General features: G+C 17.3%; 15 protein-coding genes, 1 tRNA gene and 1 pseudogene. 11 read left to right on the plus strand and 6 right to left on the minus strand.

Translation table 11 applies throughout. From position 1 onward, the window contains the following. Nucleotides 1-16 precede the first annotated feature (16 nt). Nucleotides 17-1,648, plus strand: a complete 1,632-nt coding sequence (gene metG / locus RJD44_RS00430; RefSeq protein WP_343190020.1) for a methionine--tRNA ligase — start codon at nucleotides 17-19, stop codon at nucleotides 1,646-1,648. Between the two features lie 6 nt (nucleotides 1,649-1,654). Here metG and tilS (RJD44_RS00435) read toward each other — a convergent pair whose 3' ends face one another. The 3 genes and pseudogenes from tilS (RJD44_RS00435) to RJD44_RS00445 form a co-directional block, all read right to left on the minus strand. Next, complete coding sequence (gene tilS / locus RJD44_RS00435; RefSeq protein ID WP_343190021.1) at nucleotides 1,655-2,152, minus strand: tRNA lysidine(34) synthetase TilS; 498 nt, start codon at nucleotides 2,150-2,152, stop codon at nucleotides 1,655-1,657. 294 nt (nucleotides 2,153-2,446) lie between these two features. After that, nucleotides 2,447-3,042: pseudogene (gene tilS / locus RJD44_RS00440) on the minus strand (tRNA lysidine(34) synthetase TilS); the annotation flags it as partial. Then, a tRNA-Ser gene (locus RJD44_RS00445) sits at nucleotides 3,006-3,079 on the minus strand. The gene RJD44_RS00445 and the pseudogene tilS (RJD44_RS00440), both read right to left, overlap by 37 nt. A 142-nt stretch (nucleotides 3,080-3,221) precedes the next feature. On the opposite strand from RJD44_RS00445, the gene RJD44_RS00450 reads away from it, so the two are divergent. After that, nucleotides 3,222-5,411 carry a hypothetical protein gene (locus RJD44_RS00450; RefSeq protein ID WP_343190023.1) on the plus strand — a complete coding sequence of 730 codons (2,190 nt, stop codon included), beginning with the start codon at nucleotides 3,222-3,224 and terminating at the stop codon, nucleotides 5,409-5,411. An 80-nt stretch (nucleotides 5,412-5,491) separates the two neighbouring features. Next, nucleotides 5,492-6,772, plus strand: a complete 1,281-nt coding sequence (tyrS, locus tag RJD44_RS00455; protein ID WP_343190024.1) for a tyrosine--tRNA ligase — start codon at nucleotides 5,492-5,494, stop codon at nucleotides 6,770-6,772. Nucleotides 6,773-6,776: 4 nt separating this feature from the next. Here tyrS and RJD44_RS00460 read toward each other — a convergent pair whose 3' ends face one another. Beyond that, nucleotides 6,777-7,121, minus strand: coding sequence for a HesB/IscA family protein (locus RJD44_RS00460; RefSeq protein WP_343190025.1), 345 nt, complete (start codon nucleotides 7,119-7,121; stop codon nucleotides 6,777-6,779). A 216-nt stretch (nucleotides 7,122-7,337) separates the two neighbouring features. Between RJD44_RS00460 and ydiK the strand changes: the two genes are divergently transcribed. The 8 genes from ydiK to pheT all read left to right on the plus strand — a co-directional run bounded on the left by ydiK (nucleotide 7,338) and on the right by pheT (nucleotide 16,449). Next, nucleotides 7,338-8,402 (plus strand): AI-2E family transporter YdiK, encoded by a 1,065-nt coding sequence (gene ydiK / locus RJD44_RS00465; protein ID WP_343190026.1) that lies wholly within the window; start codon nucleotides 7,338-7,340, stop codon nucleotides 8,400-8,402. Nucleotides 8,403-8,679: 277 nt separating this feature from the next. Continuing rightward, a complete protein-coding gene (locus RJD44_RS00470) occupies nucleotides 8,680-9,726 on the plus strand; it encodes a 3-deoxy-7-phosphoheptulonate synthase (protein WP_343190027.1) in 1,047 nt (348 codons plus the stop codon). A 151-nt stretch (nucleotides 9,727-9,877) separates the two neighbouring features. Further along, nucleotides 9,878-11,764: a threonine--tRNA ligase gene (thrS, locus tag RJD44_RS00475; protein ID WP_343190028.1), complete on the plus strand. Its 1,887-nt coding sequence runs from the start codon at nucleotides 9,878-9,880 to the stop codon at nucleotides 11,762-11,764. Nucleotides 11,765-11,781: 17 nt separating this feature from the next. Further along, the gene (infC, locus tag RJD44_RS00480) at nucleotides 11,782-12,324 is read left to right on the plus strand and encodes a translation initiation factor IF-3 (RefSeq protein WP_343190117.1); all 543 of its coding nucleotides are present in this window, start codon (nucleotides 11,782-11,784) and stop codon (nucleotides 12,322-12,324) included. Nucleotides 12,325-12,361: 37 nt separating this feature from the next. Further along, the gene (gene rpmI / locus RJD44_RS00485; protein WP_343190029.1) at nucleotides 12,362-12,559 is read left to right on the plus strand and encodes a 50S ribosomal protein L35; all 198 of its coding nucleotides are present in this window, start codon (nucleotides 12,362-12,364) and stop codon (nucleotides 12,557-12,559) included. 32 nt (nucleotides 12,560-12,591) lie between these two features. After that, complete coding sequence (gene rplT / locus RJD44_RS00490) at nucleotides 12,592-12,945, plus strand: 50S ribosomal protein L20 (protein ID WP_343190030.1); 354 nt, start codon at nucleotides 12,592-12,594, stop codon at nucleotides 12,943-12,945. Between the two features lie 105 nt (nucleotides 12,946-13,050). Then, nucleotides 13,051-14,040 carry a phenylalanine--tRNA ligase subunit alpha gene (gene pheS / locus RJD44_RS00495; protein ID WP_343190031.1) on the plus strand — a complete coding sequence of 330 codons (990 nt, stop codon included), beginning with the start codon at nucleotides 13,051-13,053 and terminating at the stop codon, nucleotides 14,038-14,040. Nucleotides 14,041-14,052: 12 nt separating this feature from the next. Then, nucleotides 14,053-16,449 (plus strand): phenylalanine--tRNA ligase subunit beta, encoded by a 2,397-nt coding sequence (gene pheT, locus RJD44_RS00500; protein WP_343190032.1) that lies wholly within the window; start codon nucleotides 14,053-14,055, stop codon nucleotides 16,447-16,449. Between the two features lie 87 nt (nucleotides 16,450-16,536). On the opposite strand, the gene glyS is transcribed toward pheT, so the two are convergent. Together glyS and RJD44_RS00510 are read right to left on the minus strand one after the other, a co-directional pair. Next, entirely contained in the window at nucleotides 16,537-18,492 is a 1,956-nt protein-coding gene (gene glyS / locus RJD44_RS00505; protein ID WP_343190033.1) for a glycine--tRNA ligase subunit beta, read from the minus strand. Nucleotides 18,493-18,509: 17 nt separating this feature from the next. Beyond that, the gene (locus RJD44_RS00510; protein WP_343190034.1) at nucleotides 18,510-19,406 is read right to left on the minus strand and encodes a glycine--tRNA ligase subunit alpha; all 897 of its coding nucleotides are present in this window, start codon (nucleotides 19,404-19,406) and stop codon (nucleotides 18,510-18,512) included. Nucleotides 19,407-19,484: the final 78 nt, after the last annotated feature.

Consider the following 19,484-nt stretch of genomic DNA (forward strand, 5'->3'; position numbering starts at 1 on the left):
ATGTGGTTAAGATAATATGAAAGATAAAATTTTAGTTACTTGTGCATTTCCTTATTCTAACGGGCCTATTCATATAGGTCATTTATTAGAACATATTCAAGCAGATATATTAGTAAGATATAATAGAATGAAAAATAATAAAATTTGGTTTATATGTGCTGATGACGCTCATGGAACTGCAATAACATTAAAAGCTAGAAAAAATAATGTTTCAGAAAAATTTTTAATAAAAAATATTTTAAAAGAACACAAACAAGATTTTATTAACTTTAATATATCATATGATAAATATTATTCCACACATTCTAAGGAAAATTTATACTTAGTAAAAAAAATATTCTATATTTTAAAAAAAAATAAATTAATTAAAAAAAAAATAATTAAACAATTTTATGACAATTATAAAAAAATATTTTTACCGGATAGATATGTATTTGGCTCTTGTCCTGTTTGTAATAGCAATAAAGAATATGGTGATAATTGTTCTTCTTGTGGAGCTTTTTATTCGGTAAATGATTTAATTAATCCAATGTCTATTTTTTCAAAAAAGACGCCTATTTTAAAAGAAACTGAACATTTATTTTTTAATATATCATATTTTAAAAAAATTCTAAAAAAATGGATTTTTTCAGATGTTTTTAGCAATAATGTCTATAAAAAAGTTTTAGAATGGTTTAATATTGGATTAAAAGATTGGAACATATCTAGAGATTATCCTTATTTTGGTTTTAAAATACCTGGTTTTAAAAAAAAATATTTTTATGTTTGGTTTGACGCTTCAATTGGATATATTAGCACTTTTAAAAAATTATCTTTAGAAAAAAGTGAAATAAATTTTTCTGAATTTTGGGATAAAAATAGTAATACAAAATTATATAATTTTATAGGAAAAGATATAATTTATTTTCATAGTATATTTTGGCCTTCTATATTAAGTGCAATAAATTTTAGAAAACCTACTAAGATATATGTTCATGGTCATGTAAAATTAAATGATAAAAAGTTTTCTAAATCTAACAACTATATTATTAGTGCAAAAAAATGGTTAAAACATTTTGATTCTGATAGTTTAAGATATTATTATGCGTCTAAAATTTCTAATAGTATAGATGATATTAATATTAGTGCTAATGATTTTATTAATAATGTAAATTCAGGTTTAGTAAATAAAATTGTAAATTTAGCTTCTAGAAATGCCAAATTAATAAATAAATATTTTGATGGAATGCTTTCAAAAAAAATGAATGATTCTTATATTAAAGAATATAATAATTTTCTTAATAAGTTCAATAAAATAAATTACTTTTTTGAAAATGTTGAATATAAAAATATAATTATAGAAATTTTAAAAATTTCTGATTTTGCTAATCTTTATATAAGCAAAAAAGCTCCGTGGAATTTTGTAAATAATAATAATTTAAGTTATGTACAAAACGTTTGTTCAATGGGGATAAATTTTTTTATAGTAATTATGACATATATTAAACCAATAATACCAGATTTGTCTAATAAAGTAGAAGATTTTTTAAATATGTCTTTAACTTTTGAAAATATAAAATTTCCATTATTAAATCATAAAATTTCTAATGTAAAGATATTATATAAAAAAATTTTAATTAAAGATTTTGAAAAATTATTAAAAAAATAGTACTTTTTATATATAATTTTTCCATGAAATTTTCCAAAAATTTTTTTTATTAATAGTTTTTTTATTTAATACTACAAACAGACCTATTGCAGATATAAAAGTTTCATTATAAAATAATAATGGTATATCATTTCTATATATATTAGGTATTTTAAATTTTTTCCATATTTTTTTTATTTTACAAGATTTTTTATTTTTATATATTTTTATATTACCTTGAAATTGAAATCTAATGTTTATTAAATCTTTTTTGTCTGGAGCTGGAATGTTTATGATTCCTTCTTTACTTTTTTTTATATATCCTAATTTATTTGGAAGTTTTATTTTTTTAAATGGATAATGACAAAATATTATTAAATTTTTTATATTTGTTACAATTTTTATATAGTATATAATATTTTGACATTTTTGTATTTTATAATTTTTTAATTTTATTGAAGAAAATTTATTTTTATTACATAAAATAAAATCTTTATATATTTGATGTATTATTTTGTAAGACAAAAATTTTTTTGTTAATTTTTTTAGCCAATATCTAATTATTAAAATTCCAATTTTTTTTGGAAATATTTTTATTTTATTTATTTTTATTTTTGTATTTGTTATTTTACATTTTTTTAATATAGGATATATAAAAAATCTTATTATACTTTCATTTTCTTGACATATTTTTGTAGTTCTATATAAATTTTTTTGAATAAATGGCCATCTTTTTATTAATATTGGTGAAACCTTTAATCTAATAAAATTTCTATCAATACTAGTATCAAGATTACTTTCGTCATTTATCCATTTTATATTATTATTTTTTGCCCATTTTTCTATTTTTTTTTTTTTATATTTATAAATGGACGAATTAAAAGTTGTTTATCATTACCAAATTTTGTTAATTTTTTCATACAAGATAAACCGTTTGGCCCACTACCTCTTTTTAAAGATAATAATAAAGTTTCACATTGATCATCTAAATGATGTCCTGTTACGATTATTTCATTTTTTAATAATTTTTTTTTTATTATTTTATATCTATATTCTCTTAATGAATTTTCTAAATTTTTTTTAAATTTTTTATTTATTTTTTCTGAAATAAATGTTATATTATTTTTTTTACATTCTTTATAACAATGATTTTCCCATAATTGTGAAAATTTGCTAATGTTATGATTTATGTGTATTGCTCGTATTTTTATTTTATTTAATATTTTTTTTTTTAATTTAATAAATTGATGAAGTAAAACTGTAGAATCCAACCCGCCGCTATATGCAATTAATATTTTTTGTGTTTTATTTAAATATTTTATAATACTTGATATTAAAAATTTTTTTTTCATAATAATATAACTATTATTTATAATTTTACGTCCGAGTGGATTCGAACCACTGACATCCATCATGTCATAATGGCACTCTAACCTTCTGAGTTACGGACGTATAATAAAAGTTTTAAAAATTATAATATACAAATAGTATTTTTTCAATATATATATAGTTTTTTAATAATTAAATATTTTTATATAATTTTTTTTATTATATATTATGTATATAAATATTTTAACAAGATTTTTTTAATAATATGACTTTTATCGTAGAAATATCTCTGCCTATACCAATCAGAAAAACATTTTTTTATTTTTATAATTTTTATAAAACACCTATTATTGGTGGTAGAGTGTTAGTAAATTTTAATAATAAAAAAACTTTAGGTGTGATATTATCTTATAAATTATATAAAAATAAGGATATTAATATAAAATTGAAACAAATATCTTTTCTAGTTGACAAAGTTTCTATTTTTAATAAAAGTGTATGGAAAACTATGTTATTATGTTCTAAATATTATAAATGTTCTATGAATTTTATAGTTTTTTTTAGCATCCCTAATTTTTTTAAAACTAAAAAAATTATAAAAAAAAATTTAACATATACATGGTCTATTACCGATTATGGAAAATTTTTAAAAGAAAATTTTTTAAAAAGATGTAAAAAACAGATTTTTGCTTTAAAATTATTGAGAAAAAATGATCTTAGTTTAAAAAAATGTAAAGAATATAAATTATCTAATTATGTTTTAAATGAATTAAAAAAAAAAAATATATGCGTGAAAAAATATGTTTTTTGTAAAAAAGTTTTTTATAAAAAATTTAAATTGCAAAATAATATTTTTTTTAAAAAAAATATTTTTTCTAAAAACAAATTATTAAAAATAATAAATAATTTAAATGTTTTTAAGGTATGGCTAATTACAAATATGTTATTTTTTGAAAAATTAAAATTTTATGCAACGTTATTTTCAGAAATATTAAAAAAAAAATTAAAAATTTTGTTTATAGTTCCTAATATTATTTTGTTAAATAAATTTAATAATGAATTTAGAAAAAATTTTTTTTTACCTGTATTAATATATCATTCTAAATTAACAGAAAATGAAAAATTTTTTTGTTGGAAAATTTTTAATAAACAGAGTCCTTTAATAATAATATCTACTAAAATAGGAATTTTTTTACCAATTATAAATTTAGGAATGATAGTTATTGATGAAGAACACAATTGCGAATATAGAATTATAGACAAATGGATTTTTAATGTTAAAAATGTTTTATTATTAAGAGCATATTATGAAAATGTTCCTGTTATTTTAGAATCTTTTACTCCAGAATTGAATACTTTATATAATGTTAATAATAAAAAAATAGAAAAAATAAAAATATTTAATAAAACAGAAAAATTATATAAAAAAATAGAAAAAATTTTTGTAGATATTAGTTCTCAAAGGTTTATGGGTGTGTTTTCAATTTATTTATTAAATAAAATGAAAAAAACATTAAAAAAAGGAAAAAATATATGTATTATATTTGATGGTATTTATAATATGTTTTTTTTTTTAAGTTGTTCTGTGTGTAAATGTGTATTAAAATGTAATTTTTGTAATCAGATTTGTGAATTTAATACATGTGAAAATAAAATTTTTTGCAGATTTTGTTTTACTGAAAAAAAAAAAATATTTTTTTGTGAAAAATGTGGAAATAAAAAATTTAATTATAAAAAATGTAATATAAAATTTTTAATAAAAAATATAAAGGAAATTTTTTATAATATATCTGTAGTTTTTTTAAAAAATAAAATTGTTAATAGAAATATTAACATTAATTCAAAATGTATTTTTGTAGTTAGCAATAAAGATATTTATAAATATGAATTAAAAAATGTAAAATTATTAGTTTTTCCTTATATAGATGTATTTTTTTATTTTCCAAATTTTAGATCTATAGAAAAATTTAGTCAAGCATATTTTAATATAATAAAGTTTTTTTTTGATAAACTAAATTTTTCTTTTAGTGTATTTGTACAAACTAAATTATATAAAGATAATTTGTTTAAAAAATTTTTTTTTTCTGGATATTTTAATTTTTCTAAATATTTGTTAAAAAATAGAAAAAAATGTAATTTGCCTCCTTTTAGTATTCATGCAATTTTAAAATTAGAGAGTAAAAATAAAGATAAATTATTTATTTTATTAAATAAAATAATTTTTTTCTTAAAAAATTCAACTTTTTTAAATATAAAAAATTTTTTTTTTATTAATACTAATTATATTTATTTTAATAAATATAGAAAAATATTTTATTATAAAATATTAATATCTTATTCTTCAAAAAATTTTTTAAGAAAAATTTTTGATAAATTAATTAATAATTTTAAACTTTTTTTATATGTTAATAATATAAATTTAATATTTGATATAGATAATGTAGAAAGTATTTAAATCTTTATGTTAAAATATAATTTTGTTTGTTATATATTTTACTTTTAAAATATCAAAAATAATTATTTTAGGAATAATTTATGATTAATAAAGAAATAATAAAAAAATTTAAAAAATATAGAGTAATTGATAAAATAACTAATGAACATAATTTTTTACAAGAAATAAAAAAATATAATAAAATTACATTATATTGTGGATTTGACCCTACTTCAGATAGTTTACATATAGGACATATTTTACCTATATTATTTTTAAAAAAAATTCAAAAATATAAAAATAAAATAATTTTTTTAATAGGAGGTAGTACAAGTTTAATAGGTGATCCGAGTTTTAAAAATAGTGAAAGAAAATTGATTTCTAAAAATGTAATATTAAAATATCAAAAAAAATTAGAATTACAAATATTATCAATATTAAAACGAAATTTTTCTATAAAAAATACAATTATATTAAATAACAACGAATGGTTTAACAAAATTAATATTTTAGATTTTTTAAGAAACATTGGAAAACATTTTTCTGTAAACCAAATGATACATAAATCTTCTGTAAAAGATAGAATAAATAAAATAGATAAGGGAATGTCATTCACTGAATTTTCTTATAGTTTATTGCAAGCATATGATTTTTCTTATTTATATAAAAATTATAATGTAATTTTGCAAATAGGAGGATCAGATCAATGGGGTAATATTGTATCTGGTATAAATTTAACTAAAAAATTATATAAAAAAAAAGTGTTTGGTATAACAATTCCATTGTTTACAAAAAAAAATGGTAAAAAATTTGGTAAAAGTGAAAATAATTCTATTTGGTTAGATAGAAAAAAAACTTCTATATACGATTTTTATCAATTTTGGTTAAATATATCTGATAAAGAAGCTAAATATTTTATAAAAATATTTTATTTTTTTAATATAATAAGTAAAAAAAAAATTAATAATACAGATTCTATAAAAAATATAATTAAAAACAAATATATCATTGCAGATGCTATTACTAAATTTGTTCATGGAAAAAATTATTTATATATAGTAAAAAAAATTACTAAAATGTTATTTAGAAAAAATTTTTTTTGTTTTAAAGAAATTGATTTTATGTATTTAACTAAAAAATATATTGGTGTTCCAAAGATTTATATTAATAAAAAAAATAATTTATCAGAAATATTAAAAAAAACTATGTTTGCTAATTCATTGAATAAAGCTAGAAAAATTGTTGTTTCTGGTGCTGTTAGAATAAACAATATTGTTAAAAAAGATTGTAAATATGTATTAAAAGAATCTGATAAAATATTTTCTAAATATTGTATTTTGTGTATAGGTAAAAAAAGATTTTATATATTACATTGTAAATAATTTTTTAAGAAATGTTAAAACTTTTCCCACAACCACAAAAATTTTTTATTTTTTTATTTGTAAATTTAAATATTTTGTTTATTCCATTTTCTATAAAATCTATTTTTGTATTTTGAAGAATTTTATAATGTTTTTTATTTATTAACACAGATATATTGTTTTTTAAAATTATTTTTTGTTGATTTTTTTTAATTTTATTATTATTATTTACAAATTTCATTTTATACTCTAATCCAGCACATCCAGATTTGTTGATATATATTTCTAATATTTTTTTTTTAAATTTTTTTTTTATTAAAAATTTTATTTGTTTTTCCGCTTTTTTTGTAATAAAAACTATTTTATTCATAATTTTCGTAATTTTAAATATTTAAATATTTTTATTATTTATTATATATTATATAGATTAATGAAACATTTTTAAAGGCATTAAAATTTATATTTTTTATTTTTCTTTAACAGAATTTTATTTAAAAAAAATTTATTTATATAAAAATATATATTGTTGTTAGTTTTTAAGTGTTATTTTGTTTTGCATTTTAGCAGAACATTTTAGGTGATTTTTATGAAGAATTCAAAATTATTTATGTATTCTAAAAAAGAAATATTTTCTTTAATTTTTATTTTTTTATTATCTTTTTTAAGTTTTTTAATTCTTAGGCCTTTTGTTCTTAGTTTTGTATGGTCATGTATGATAGTAATTTCTACTTGGCCAATTATGTTAAAAATACAAAAAATATTTTTTAATAAACGTTATATTGCTATAATAATAATGACGATTCTAGTTTTATTTTTTATGCTATTACCGATATTATTTTTTTTAAATGTGCTAATATATAATTCTAAATCTTTTATAATATTTTTGTTTTCTGAAGATTTTAAGTTGCCTGAACTTTTATGTTTAAAATATATACCTTTTATTGGAAAAAAAATATTTTTTAATTATCAAAAATTTAATTTTAGTAATAGTGCTAGTTTTATTAAATATTTTCAACCTTACATAATAGAATTTTTAGAATTTTTTATAAAAAAAATAGGTTATTTTAGTTATGTATTTATTCAATTAAATTTTACATTAATATTTAACATATTATTGTATTTAAATGGTGAAAAATGCGCAAATTTAGTAAAAAATTTTTCTATTCGTGTTTCGTATAAATATGGCAACTCAATAATATTATTAGTTGAAAAATCGATTAGAACAATATCTTTGGTAGTTTTAATAACTACATTTGTTCAATCTTTGTTTGGTTGGATAGGATTACTCATATCTGGTGTACCTTGTTGTTCATTTTTTTTATTTTTAGTATTTTTATGTTGTTTTTTACAATTTGGACCTCTTCCAGTATTAGTTCCTTTATCAATTTGGTTATTTATAAGCAATAATTTTATTTTTGGTACTATTTTAGTTTTTTGGAGTGTTTTAATTTGTCTTTTAGATAATGTTTTAAAACCAGCTTTGATACAAATTGGAATAAAGTTACCATTTTTTATAATATTATTTGGGGTAATAGGTGGTTTATTAGCTTTTGGTATTATAGGAATTTTTATAGGACCTATAATTTTATTAATAATGTATAGATTAATATTATTGTGGTTAGATAAAAGATCTAAATATAATTTTTTATAATATTTATTTTAATAAATATATTATTATAATTATATTTTTTATGTTTTTCAAAAAAATAAAATGTTATATGTTTTTAAATTTATAAATATTAATATAAATAATATATGTTGTATTTAATTAATGTATTAAAATATAATTTTATAATTTATTTTATTTACATTTTTTGAAGTTAAAATTTAAACAATATTTTTTTAATTATTTTATAAAATATTTTATAAATTTTTTTAAAAGTATTTTTTAAACTTAATTTTTTATAAAAATTTTCACAGAGATTAAAATGAAAAAAATGATGAAATTTAGAATTTCCAAAGTAGAAAACTTAATAACTCCTTCAGAAGTATATAAAAATTATAATATTAGTAAAAATGTTATAAACAATGTATTAAAAACTAGAAAAAAAATTTCTAATATAATAAGAGGTAAAGATAAAAGATTATTAGTAATAATAGGGCCATGTTCAATACATGATAAAAAATCTGCTTTTGAATATGCAGAAAAATTGTTAGAAAAAAGAAAACAATATAAAGATAGATTAGAAATTGTTATGAGAACTTATTTTGAAAAACCTAGAACAATAGTTGGGTGGAAAGGTTTAATAATTGATCCTTATTTAGATGGGAGTTTAAAAATAAACGATGGTATAAATATTGCAAGAAAATTGTTAATAGATATAAACGAAATAGGTGTTCCTTCTTCTACAGAATTTTTAGATATGCATATATGTAAATTTATACATGATTTAATTAGTTGGGGTGCCATAGGAGCTAGAACTACAGAAAGTCAAATACATAGAGAAATGGCTTCTGCTCTTCCTTGTCCAATCGGTTTTAAAAATGGAACTGATGGAAACATAAATATAGCTATGGATGCCATTAAATCTTCAAGTTCTAAACATTTATTTTTAACGTCTAATTTGCATGGAAATATTGAAGTTAATCATACTTTAGGTAATAAAAATCTACATATAATAATGCGCGGAGGTAAAAAACCAAATTATTATAAAGAAAATATAAAAGACGCGATATTTTTACTTAAAAAAAATAATATATCTCCATATTTAATGGTAGACTTTAGTCATGCAAATTGTTTGAAAAATCATATTTTACAACTAAATGTTTCTAATTCAATTTGTAAACAAATAAAAAGTGGGAATAATTTTATTTTTGGAGTTATGATAGAAAGTTTTTTAAAAGAAGGATCTCAAAATATTAATAATAAAAGTAATTTAGAATATGGTAAGTCTGTTACTGATCCTTGTTTAAGCTGGAAGGATAGTGAAATAATATTAGAAAATTTAGCAAATGCTGTAGATAATCGTTTTTAGTATTATTATAAGTACCAGTCTTATTTGTTTATTTGTGACTGGTACAATTTTATTTTTTATTTACAGTGTATATTTTATTGAATTATTATTATTATATCTTATTATAATAAGACTCTTAAATATAATTATTTATATAGAAGTAAACAATAATATGTTTAAAAATAATTTTTTTATAAATAACATTTTAAAAAAAATAAAATTTAAAAAAGGTGAATTTTGTATTGCCTATAAAATAAATAATAAATTGTATGATACAAAGACTTTTTTAAAAAAAAATTCAGATGTATCAGTAATAACTAATTTTGATAAAAAAGAGTTCATTAAAATAATAAAAAATTCTTGTATACAACTTTTGTGTTATGCAGTTAAAAAACTTTGGCCTGAAGTTAAATCAGCTTGTTCAGGATTTACAAAAAATGGATTTTATTGTGATTTTGAAATGAAAAAAAATTTAAATAAAAAAAAATTTAGCTTAATAACAAAAGAAATGAATAATTTATATTCTAAAAGTTATTCGATCACTTCTAAAAAATTTTCTGTAAATAGATTAATTAAAATATTTTCTTCTTATAAAGAATATTATCAAGTTTATATTTTAAAAAAACTTTTTATTAATAAAAATAAATTAATAAAAATTTATTTTCACAATAATTATTTAATTTTTGTTCCTGGTATACAAATTTATAATATAACACTTTGTAAAAATTTTTTTTTAAATAAATTTTCTGGTGTATATTGGAAAGGCAAAAAAAAAAATAAAGTTTTACAAAGAATACATGTAACAATTTTTTCTAATAAACAAGAATTATTAAGTCATATTGAAAGAAATAAAAGTTTATGTAAAATAGATCATACAAAATTGGGTGTAAAATTAGATTTGTATCATATTAATAAGCATTCTCCTGGTATGATATTTTGGCATAAAAATGGTTTTGTAATTTTTGAATTGCTAAAAAATTTTATTAGGAAATGTTTAAAAAAATATAATTATGAAGAAGTTATTACACCTATAATGATGAATGAAATTATATGGAAAAATAGTGGACATTTTAGTAGTTACAGAAAACATATTTTTAATACAGTTTCTGAAAATAAAAATTATTGTATAAAACCTATGAATTGTCCTGGTCATATTCAAATATTTAATAAACATATACGATCTTATAAAGATTTGCCTATTAGAATATCAGAATTTGGGATATGTCATAGAAATGAATATTCAGGATCTTTACATGGTTTGATGAGAATCAGATCTTTTACTCAAGATGATGCTCATATTTTTTGTAGAAAGGATCAAATTGAAGAAGAAATAAACAATTGTATTGATATAATAATTAATATATATAAAACTTTTAATTTTAAAATTATAAAAATATATTTTTCTACTAGACCTAAAAAAAGTATAGGAGATAGTGATACTTGGAATTTTGCTCAAAATATTTTAAATAAAATTTTGTATAATAAAAATATTAAATTTAATTTTAAACATGGAGAAGGTGCTTTTTATGGACCTAAAATAGAATTCGTTTTAGAAGATCGTTTAGGAAGAAATTGGCAATGTGGTACTATTCAGTTAGATTTTTATATTGCTAAACTTTTAAAAGTTTTTTATATTAATAAATATAATATAAAAAAAAATCCTATTATAATACATAGAGCAATTTTAGGTTCTATTGAAAGGTTTATAGGTATTTTGTTGGAAGAATACAATGGTATTTTTCCATTATGGTTAGCACCTATACAAATAGTTATAATTAGTGTATCTAAAAAACATATATTATATGTAAAGAATATTTTTAATAAATTAATAAAAAATGATTTTCGAGTAATATATGATATTGAAAATGTTACAATAAATTATAAGATTAGAAAATATTCTTCTATTAAAATACCTTATATTTTAATATGTGGTGATAGAGAATTAAAAGAATCGAATATAACTGTTAGAAATGTAAAAGGTAAGATAAACAAAAAAATTTCTATAAAGAAATTTATAAAAAAAATTTTTATAGAATTACACAATTATAAATTTTTTTAACTTAGAGGAAATATAGTATTAAATTTAAAAAAAGAAATAAATTTTCTAAACTTAATAAAATAAATAAAGAAATAACATCAGAAAAAGTTCGTTTAATAGGAATAAAAGGAAATTTCATAGGAATTGTTAATTTAGAAAACGCTATTAAGGAAGCGAAAAAATTAAATTGCGATTTAGTTGAAATTAATCCGAATTCTATTCCTCCAGTTTGTAGAATAATGAATTATGGTAAGTTTTTATATAAAAAAAATAAAAATTCTAAATCACAAAGTAAAAGTAATAAAAGATTTCAAATAAAAGAAATAAAATTTAGACCAGTAACTTTTGAAGGTGATTATCAAATAAAGTTAAAAAAGTTAAAAAAATTTTTATTGTCTGGAAACAAAGTAAAGATTACTGTTAGATTTCGAGGAAGAGAAATGACACATAAAGAAATAGGAATAAATGTGTTATATAGAATTAAAAAAGATCTTTCTAAAATTTCTATAGTAGATTTTTTTCCTAAAAAAATTGAAGGAAGACAAATGATTATGCTGTTATCTTCTAAGAAGAAATTTTAATTTTTATAAATATTTTTAAATTTTAGGAAATTTTATCATGCTTAAGATAAAAACATTAAAAAGTGCTTCTAAAAGATTTAAGATAACTTCTTCAGGTTTGTTTAAAAGAAAAAAAAATAATTTGCGTCATTTACTAACAAAAAAGAGAAGTAGTTATAAAAGAAATTTAAGAAAGAAAGTTGTTGTATCTAAACATGATAGAAAAAGAATTAGGACATTTGTTCCATATATTTAAAACATTTTTGTACATTTTATAATGGAGAGTGTATGACAAGAATAAAGCGTGGAATTATAGCACGTGCTCGTCATAAAAAAGTTTTAAATAAAGCTAAAGGATATTATGGAGCTAGATCTAGGGTATATAGAGTTGCAAATCAAGCAGTAATAAAAGCAGCTCAATATGCATATAGAGATAGAAGACAAAAAAAACGTCAATTTAGAAAATTATGGATATCCAGAATAAATGCAGCAAGTAGAATTTATAACTTATCATATAGTAATTTTTGTCATGGATTAAAAATTTCAAAAATTATTATTAATAGAAAAATTCTCTCAGAACTTGCTGTTAATGATAAGAAATTATTTGAAAATTTAGTTTGTGAAGTTAAAAAAGTTATATAAATTATTTTTTATTTTTTTTGATTTATTTTATTTTAATATTAAAAAAGCTTCCTATCTAATGGAAGCTTTTTTAATATTAAACTTTTAAAAATTAAGAACTTTAATATGAATGAAAAAAAAATATTTAAATTTTTTGAATTAACAAAAATTATTATTAAAAATGTGAATAGTTTACATAAATTAAATATAATAAAAAAAAGATTTTTAGGAAAAGATAGTTATTTACATAATAAAATTAATAAAATAAAATTTTTTAAAAAAAAAAATAAAATAATATATGGAAAATTGTTTAACAAAATTTTTTTTAATGTAAAAAAAAATATTTTTGCGAGAAAAAAATATATAAACGAAAAATTAAGAAAAAGATTTTTAAAAAAAAAATTTTTTGATGTCTCTATACCTGGAAGAAGAAATTTAAGAGGTTCTATTCATCCTATAAATAAATCTATTAACAAAATAGAAAATTTTTTTTATAATATAGGATTTAATATAGTTAGCGGAAATGAAATTGAAAATGAGTATTATAATTTTGATGCTTTAAACATATCAAAAAATCATCCTGCTAGAGATTTTAATGATACTTTTTGGATTGATAAAAACATTCTTTTAAGAACTCAAACTTCTAATATGCAAATACATATTATGAAAAGTAAACAATTACCTATAAAAGTTGTTTCTATAGGAAAAGTTTATAGAAATGATAATGATATCACACATACTCCTATGTTTCATCAAGTTGAAGGATTAATAATTAATAAAAAAATTAATTTTTCAAATTTAAAATGGATAATAAAAAATTTTTTAAAATATTTTTTTAAACATGATTTTTCTATAAGGTTTAGAAGTTCATATTTTCCATTTACAACGTTATCTACAGAAGTAGATATAAAAAAGGATGATGGAAAATGGTTAGAAGTATTAGGTTGCGGAATGGTACATCCTAATGTTTTAAGAAATATGAAAATTGATTATAAGAAATATATTGGATGTGCATTTGGTATAGGAATAGAGAGATTAACAATGTTAAGATATGGAATTTCAGATGTAAGAATTTTTTTTGAGAATAATTTAAATTTTCTAAATCAATTTAAATAATTAGGCAAAAATATGAAAATTAGTAAAAATTGGATAATGGAATGGACAAATTTTAAATTAGGTTTTAAAAAAATTTGTAACAGTTTAATTAAATTAGGTATCGAAATAGATATTTTAAAAAAAGTTCCTATTTGTCTTAGTAAATATATATTTATAGGAAAAGTAATTTTAAAAAAAAAAATTTTTTTAGATAATGATTTTTTTTTTTTATATTCTATATTAATACGAGAAAATAAAATATTAAAAATATTTTCAAAATATAGTTGTAACATTGGCGAAAAGTTTATTGTTTCTATTTCTAAAAATATATTTTCTGAACAAATTTTTTTTTATATAAAAAAATATCATCATAAAAAATCTAAATGTTTTTTTTGCGCGCCATTTTCTATAGGAATATCAAATATAATAGAAAAACCATTGAAATTATCTAATTCTAGTAATATAAATGCTAGTATTAAAAATTATATAAAAATTTATGATAATATAATAAAATTGAATATTCCACATAATAGATTAAATGAATTAAATATAATTGGTATTTCTAGAGAAATATGTGCTTTTAATAAAATAGAGTTTTGTAATTTATATAAAAATTATATAAAAAAAAAATATAAAAAAAATAAAATAGAGGTATTTTTAGAAAAAGATATAAAGAATTATTGTTATTTAGGAAGATGTTTTAATAATTTAAATGTTAACGTAAAAACTCCATTCTGGATTATTAATAAATTAAACATGAATGGTATAAAAAGTAAAGATATAATTTCTAATATAATAAATTATGTTTTTATAGAAACTGGTGAAACTTTTCATTTTTTTAATAAAAATTCTTATAATAATAAGATTTTTGTAAAGATATTAAAAAATTCTAGTAAAATATATTTATTTAATAAAAATTTTTTTTTAAAAAAAAACAATATAGTAATTTGTAATGAAAAAAAAATATTAATTTTTGGAAATAATTTTCAAACTAAATATGTTAATTTTTCTTCGGATACGAAAAATATATTTTTAGGTTCTTTGTTTTTAAAAAATAATAGATTTAATAATTATAATAAAAATAATGTTAACAGTAATAAAATTAATTATTTTAGCTACAGTAATAATTTTAATATGCAATTATTTTCATTAAATTATATTACTAAAATAATTTTAAGAATTTGTGGTGGCTCAGTAAATAATATTTTAAAAATTAAAGATTTTGATAAGTACATGCAGAAAAAAATTATTTTGAATAAAAAAAAAATAAAAAAAATAATAGGATATTATATAGATGATCACATTCTTGAAGAAAAATTAAAAATTTTAGGTTATAAATTTTTTAAAAAAGATAATATGTGGAAAGTTTTAGTACCATATTGGAGAGATGATATATTTATAGAAGAAGATATAATATCAGATATAATTAGAATTTATGATGTAAATAAAATATTTGTATGTCCGCCTTCAGAAAAATTTAATATTACTTGTGAAAATTTCTATAAAAATAATTTTTTTAAAGAAATAAAAAATTTTTTAATTTGCAAAGGATATAATGAAGTAATAAATTATAGTTTTATTGATGAAAATAATCAAAAAAATTTTTCTAATAATGAGAAATATATAAAAATAAAAAATCCAATTTCTAAAAATATGTCAGTTATGAGAACTTCATTACTTCCAGGATTATTTAAAAATTTTATATATAATAACAATAGGCAAAATAGTTGTATTAAGATTTTTGAATTAGGTAAATGTTATTTTAAAAATGAAAATAATATTTTAGGAGTTAATGAAAAAACATTTTTATCAGGATTATCATATGGTAGTTTTGATAATATATTTTTTGATACTAAAGAAAAAAAAATTGACTTTTATGATTTGAAGGGAGACGTAGAACATATTTTAGAAATTTCTAGATCTATTTCTAATGTAAAGTTTTTTAATAAGAGTTTTTCTGGTTTTGACAACATAATTAGTTCTTCAATATATTTAGACAAAAAATATATAGGTAAAATTGGTAAGTTAGATCAAAAAATTTTAAAAAAAAATAATTATAAAAAAAATTATGATATTTTTTTGTTTGAACTGTGTTTAGAAAATTTTTATAAAAAAGAAATATTATATGTAAAAAAAATATCAGAATATCCTAGTATAAAAAGAGACATTTCTATTATAGTTTTAAATAATGTAAAATGTTTTGATATAATATCGTTTTGTAAAAAAATATTTTCTAAAAATTTAATAGATATATATATTTTTGATTTTTATTTTGGCGTAAACATACCTTTTGGAAAAAAAAGTATTTCTATAAGATTAATTTTTCAAAGTTTAAAAAAAACGTTAAAAGACGTTTCTATTGATAAAATTATTTTTAAGAATATGGTTTTATTGGAAAAAAAATTTAATGCTGTTATAAAAAGAAAATAAAATTTTTTAAATTTATTTTTTTAAATATTTTCAAAATATGTTGTTAATTGTATTAACAACACATTTTGAAAATATTTTTTTTAATTATTAAAGAATATATTTTATTTTTATTATTCTATTAAATTGATTTTTTATTTCATGTAATAGTAATATTCTATTATTTCTAACTATTTCGTTTTTGTCATTTATAAAAACTTTTTCAAAAAATAAATTTAAAACTTTGCATATTATATTTATATTTTTAAATATATTTTTATAATTATAATTTTCTAGCATTTTTTTTATATTTTTTTTAAAATCTTTTGTTAAAAGATATAACTTTTTTTCTATTTGATTTTTTTTAATTATTTTATAATTTGTTTTTAATTTTTTTATATTTCTGTTTTTTATTATGTTTTTTATTCTTTTATATGAATTTTTTATATTTTGTATTTTATCATATTTTGATACTTCTAATACGTTTTTATATATTTTTATTGGTATAATTTTAAATATTTTTATTGAAGATAAAATTATATTTTTTTTGAAATTGTATTTTTTTAATAATGATAATATTCTTTTTTTAAAATATTTTATAATTTTATTTTCTATTTTTTTTTTTTTATTTTTTTCTTCTATATACATTGATAAAGAAATTTTTATTAATTCTATAATATTTATTTCAATTTTTTTTTCTAATAAAATTCTAATTATTCCAATTGAATTTTTTCTTATATGAAATGGATCATTTTTACTATTTGGATTTTTTCCTATAGAAAATAGTCCTATTATTGTATCTATTTTATCAGAAATAGATATTATACATGAAATTTTATTTTTTGGTATTTTTGAATTATATGAAACAGGGTAATATTGTTCTTTTATAGATTCAGCTACAACTTTATTTTCTCCTTGTATAATAGCATATTTCATACCTATATATCCTTGCATTTCAGGAAATTCAAATACCATATTCGTTAATAAATCACATTTTGATAATAAAGCTGCTTTTTTTATATGTGTGTTTTTTATTTTAATTTGTTTTGCAATCCAATATGATATTTTTTTTATTCTTACAGTTTTATCAAATAATGTTCCTAATTTGTTATGAAAAATATATTTTTTTAATTTTTTTAAATTTTCTATTAATTTTTTTTTTTTATCTAATTTTAAAAAAAAATTTATATCTTTTAATTTTTCATTAATTACATTTTCGTATTCTGATATTATTCTTTTTGGATTTTTTGAACGTACATTTGAAACTATTACAAAATATTTTGTGATTTTTTTTTTTGTTGAATATATTAAAAAACATTTTTGTACTTTTTCTATTATATGTATAATTAATTTTTTATATATTTTTAAAAATTTTTTATTAAATTTTGCTATATATATTTCAGGCCATTCTGTCATACAACTTATTTCTTCTAAAAATTCCGTATTTTTTTTTAAAGTTCCATTTATTCTTTTTATTTTCTTTTCTATTTTTTTTAATATAATATTTTTTCTATCTTCAAAATTTATTATTACTTTTCCATATTTTTTTATTTTTTTTTTATATTCATGAATACTTGTTACGTGTATTTTTTTATTGTTTTTTATAAAAAGATTACTCAATGTATAATTAGTAGATTTTACACCTAAAATATTTATATTAATTATTTTTTTATCTAGAAGGCATAATACATTTCTAATTGGTCTTATAAATTTTATTTTTGAGTTTGACCAATGCATAAATTTTCTAATATGTATTTTTTTTATTGATTTTAATATTATTTCTTTAAAATCAGAATATATTTTATTTTTTATTATTTTTTTTTTTGTTATATTTTTATTTTTTAAATTTGTTTTTATATAATTATTAATATATTTATCTTGGTAATGAATGTTTATAATTTCTATTATCAATCTTCTAGATGTTAAATACCATTCAACTTTTTTGTATTTTAAAAATTTATTTTTTATTTGATGTAGTATATTTTTTTTAAAAGATATAATAATGTCTTTTAAATGTTTAGGAGGTAGTTCTTCTGTTATGATTTCTAATAAAAATATTTTTTTCAATTTTTTTCCTTATTTTTTTATTTTTTTTTATATTTTATTTTATTTTTTGTGCAATATGCTATTGCAATTTCTCGTGATAAATTTCTTATTTTACTTATATGGTTATATCTTTCTACTACTGATAAACATTTTCTTGCCTCTAACAAATTAAATTGATGTATTGATAACAACATATGTTCATAGGAAGGAAATATTAATGGATTTTTTAATGAAATTAATCGTTTTGCTTCTATTATATTTTTTTCAAGAAAATAAAATATTTCTTTTAGATTTGATTTTTTTAAATTATATATACTTTGTTCTATTTCATTTTGAAAAAACATTTCTTTATATTTTATTTTTTTATTTTTTTTTTTATCCCATATTAATTCATATATATTTTTTTTATTTTGTATATGCATAGCTATTCTTTCTAAACCGTATGTTATTTCTACAGTAGATGGATTACATTCTAAATTTGCCATTTTTTGAAAATATGTAAATTGTGTAATTTCTAAACCATTTATTCTTACTTCCCATCCTGTTCCGGATGCCCCGATTGTTTTATTTTCCCAATTATCTTCTATAAATTTTATATCTTGTTCTTTTGTGTTTATATTAAGATCTTTTAATGAATTTATATATTTTTCTTGTATATTTTCAGGAGGTGGATTTATAATAACTTGAATTTGATGATAATATTGTAATCTATTTTTACTTTCTGTGTTTCTGCTGTCTATCGGTCTTCTGCATGCTTGTAAATATATTTTAGAAAAATTTTTTGAAGATATAGCATTAAAAAAAGTTTCTTTGTGAAATGTTCCTGCACCAATTGGTATATCTAACGATGGGATTATGCTACATCCATTTTTTTCCCAAAAGTTTTCTAGTTTTTTAATTATATCTTGTAAAGACAAAAAGTTTTTTTTTTTCATATTTTTATTCTTCTTATATATTTTTAATATGTTAATATATTAATACTTTTTAATATATATTTTATTTAATATTTTTTA

This window comes from Buchnera aphidicola (Astegopteryx bambusae) (assembly GCF_039365365.1).
Classification (GTDB): Bacteria; Pseudomonadota; Gammaproteobacteria; order Enterobacterales; family Enterobacteriaceae; genus Buchnera_G; species Buchnera_G aphidicola_B.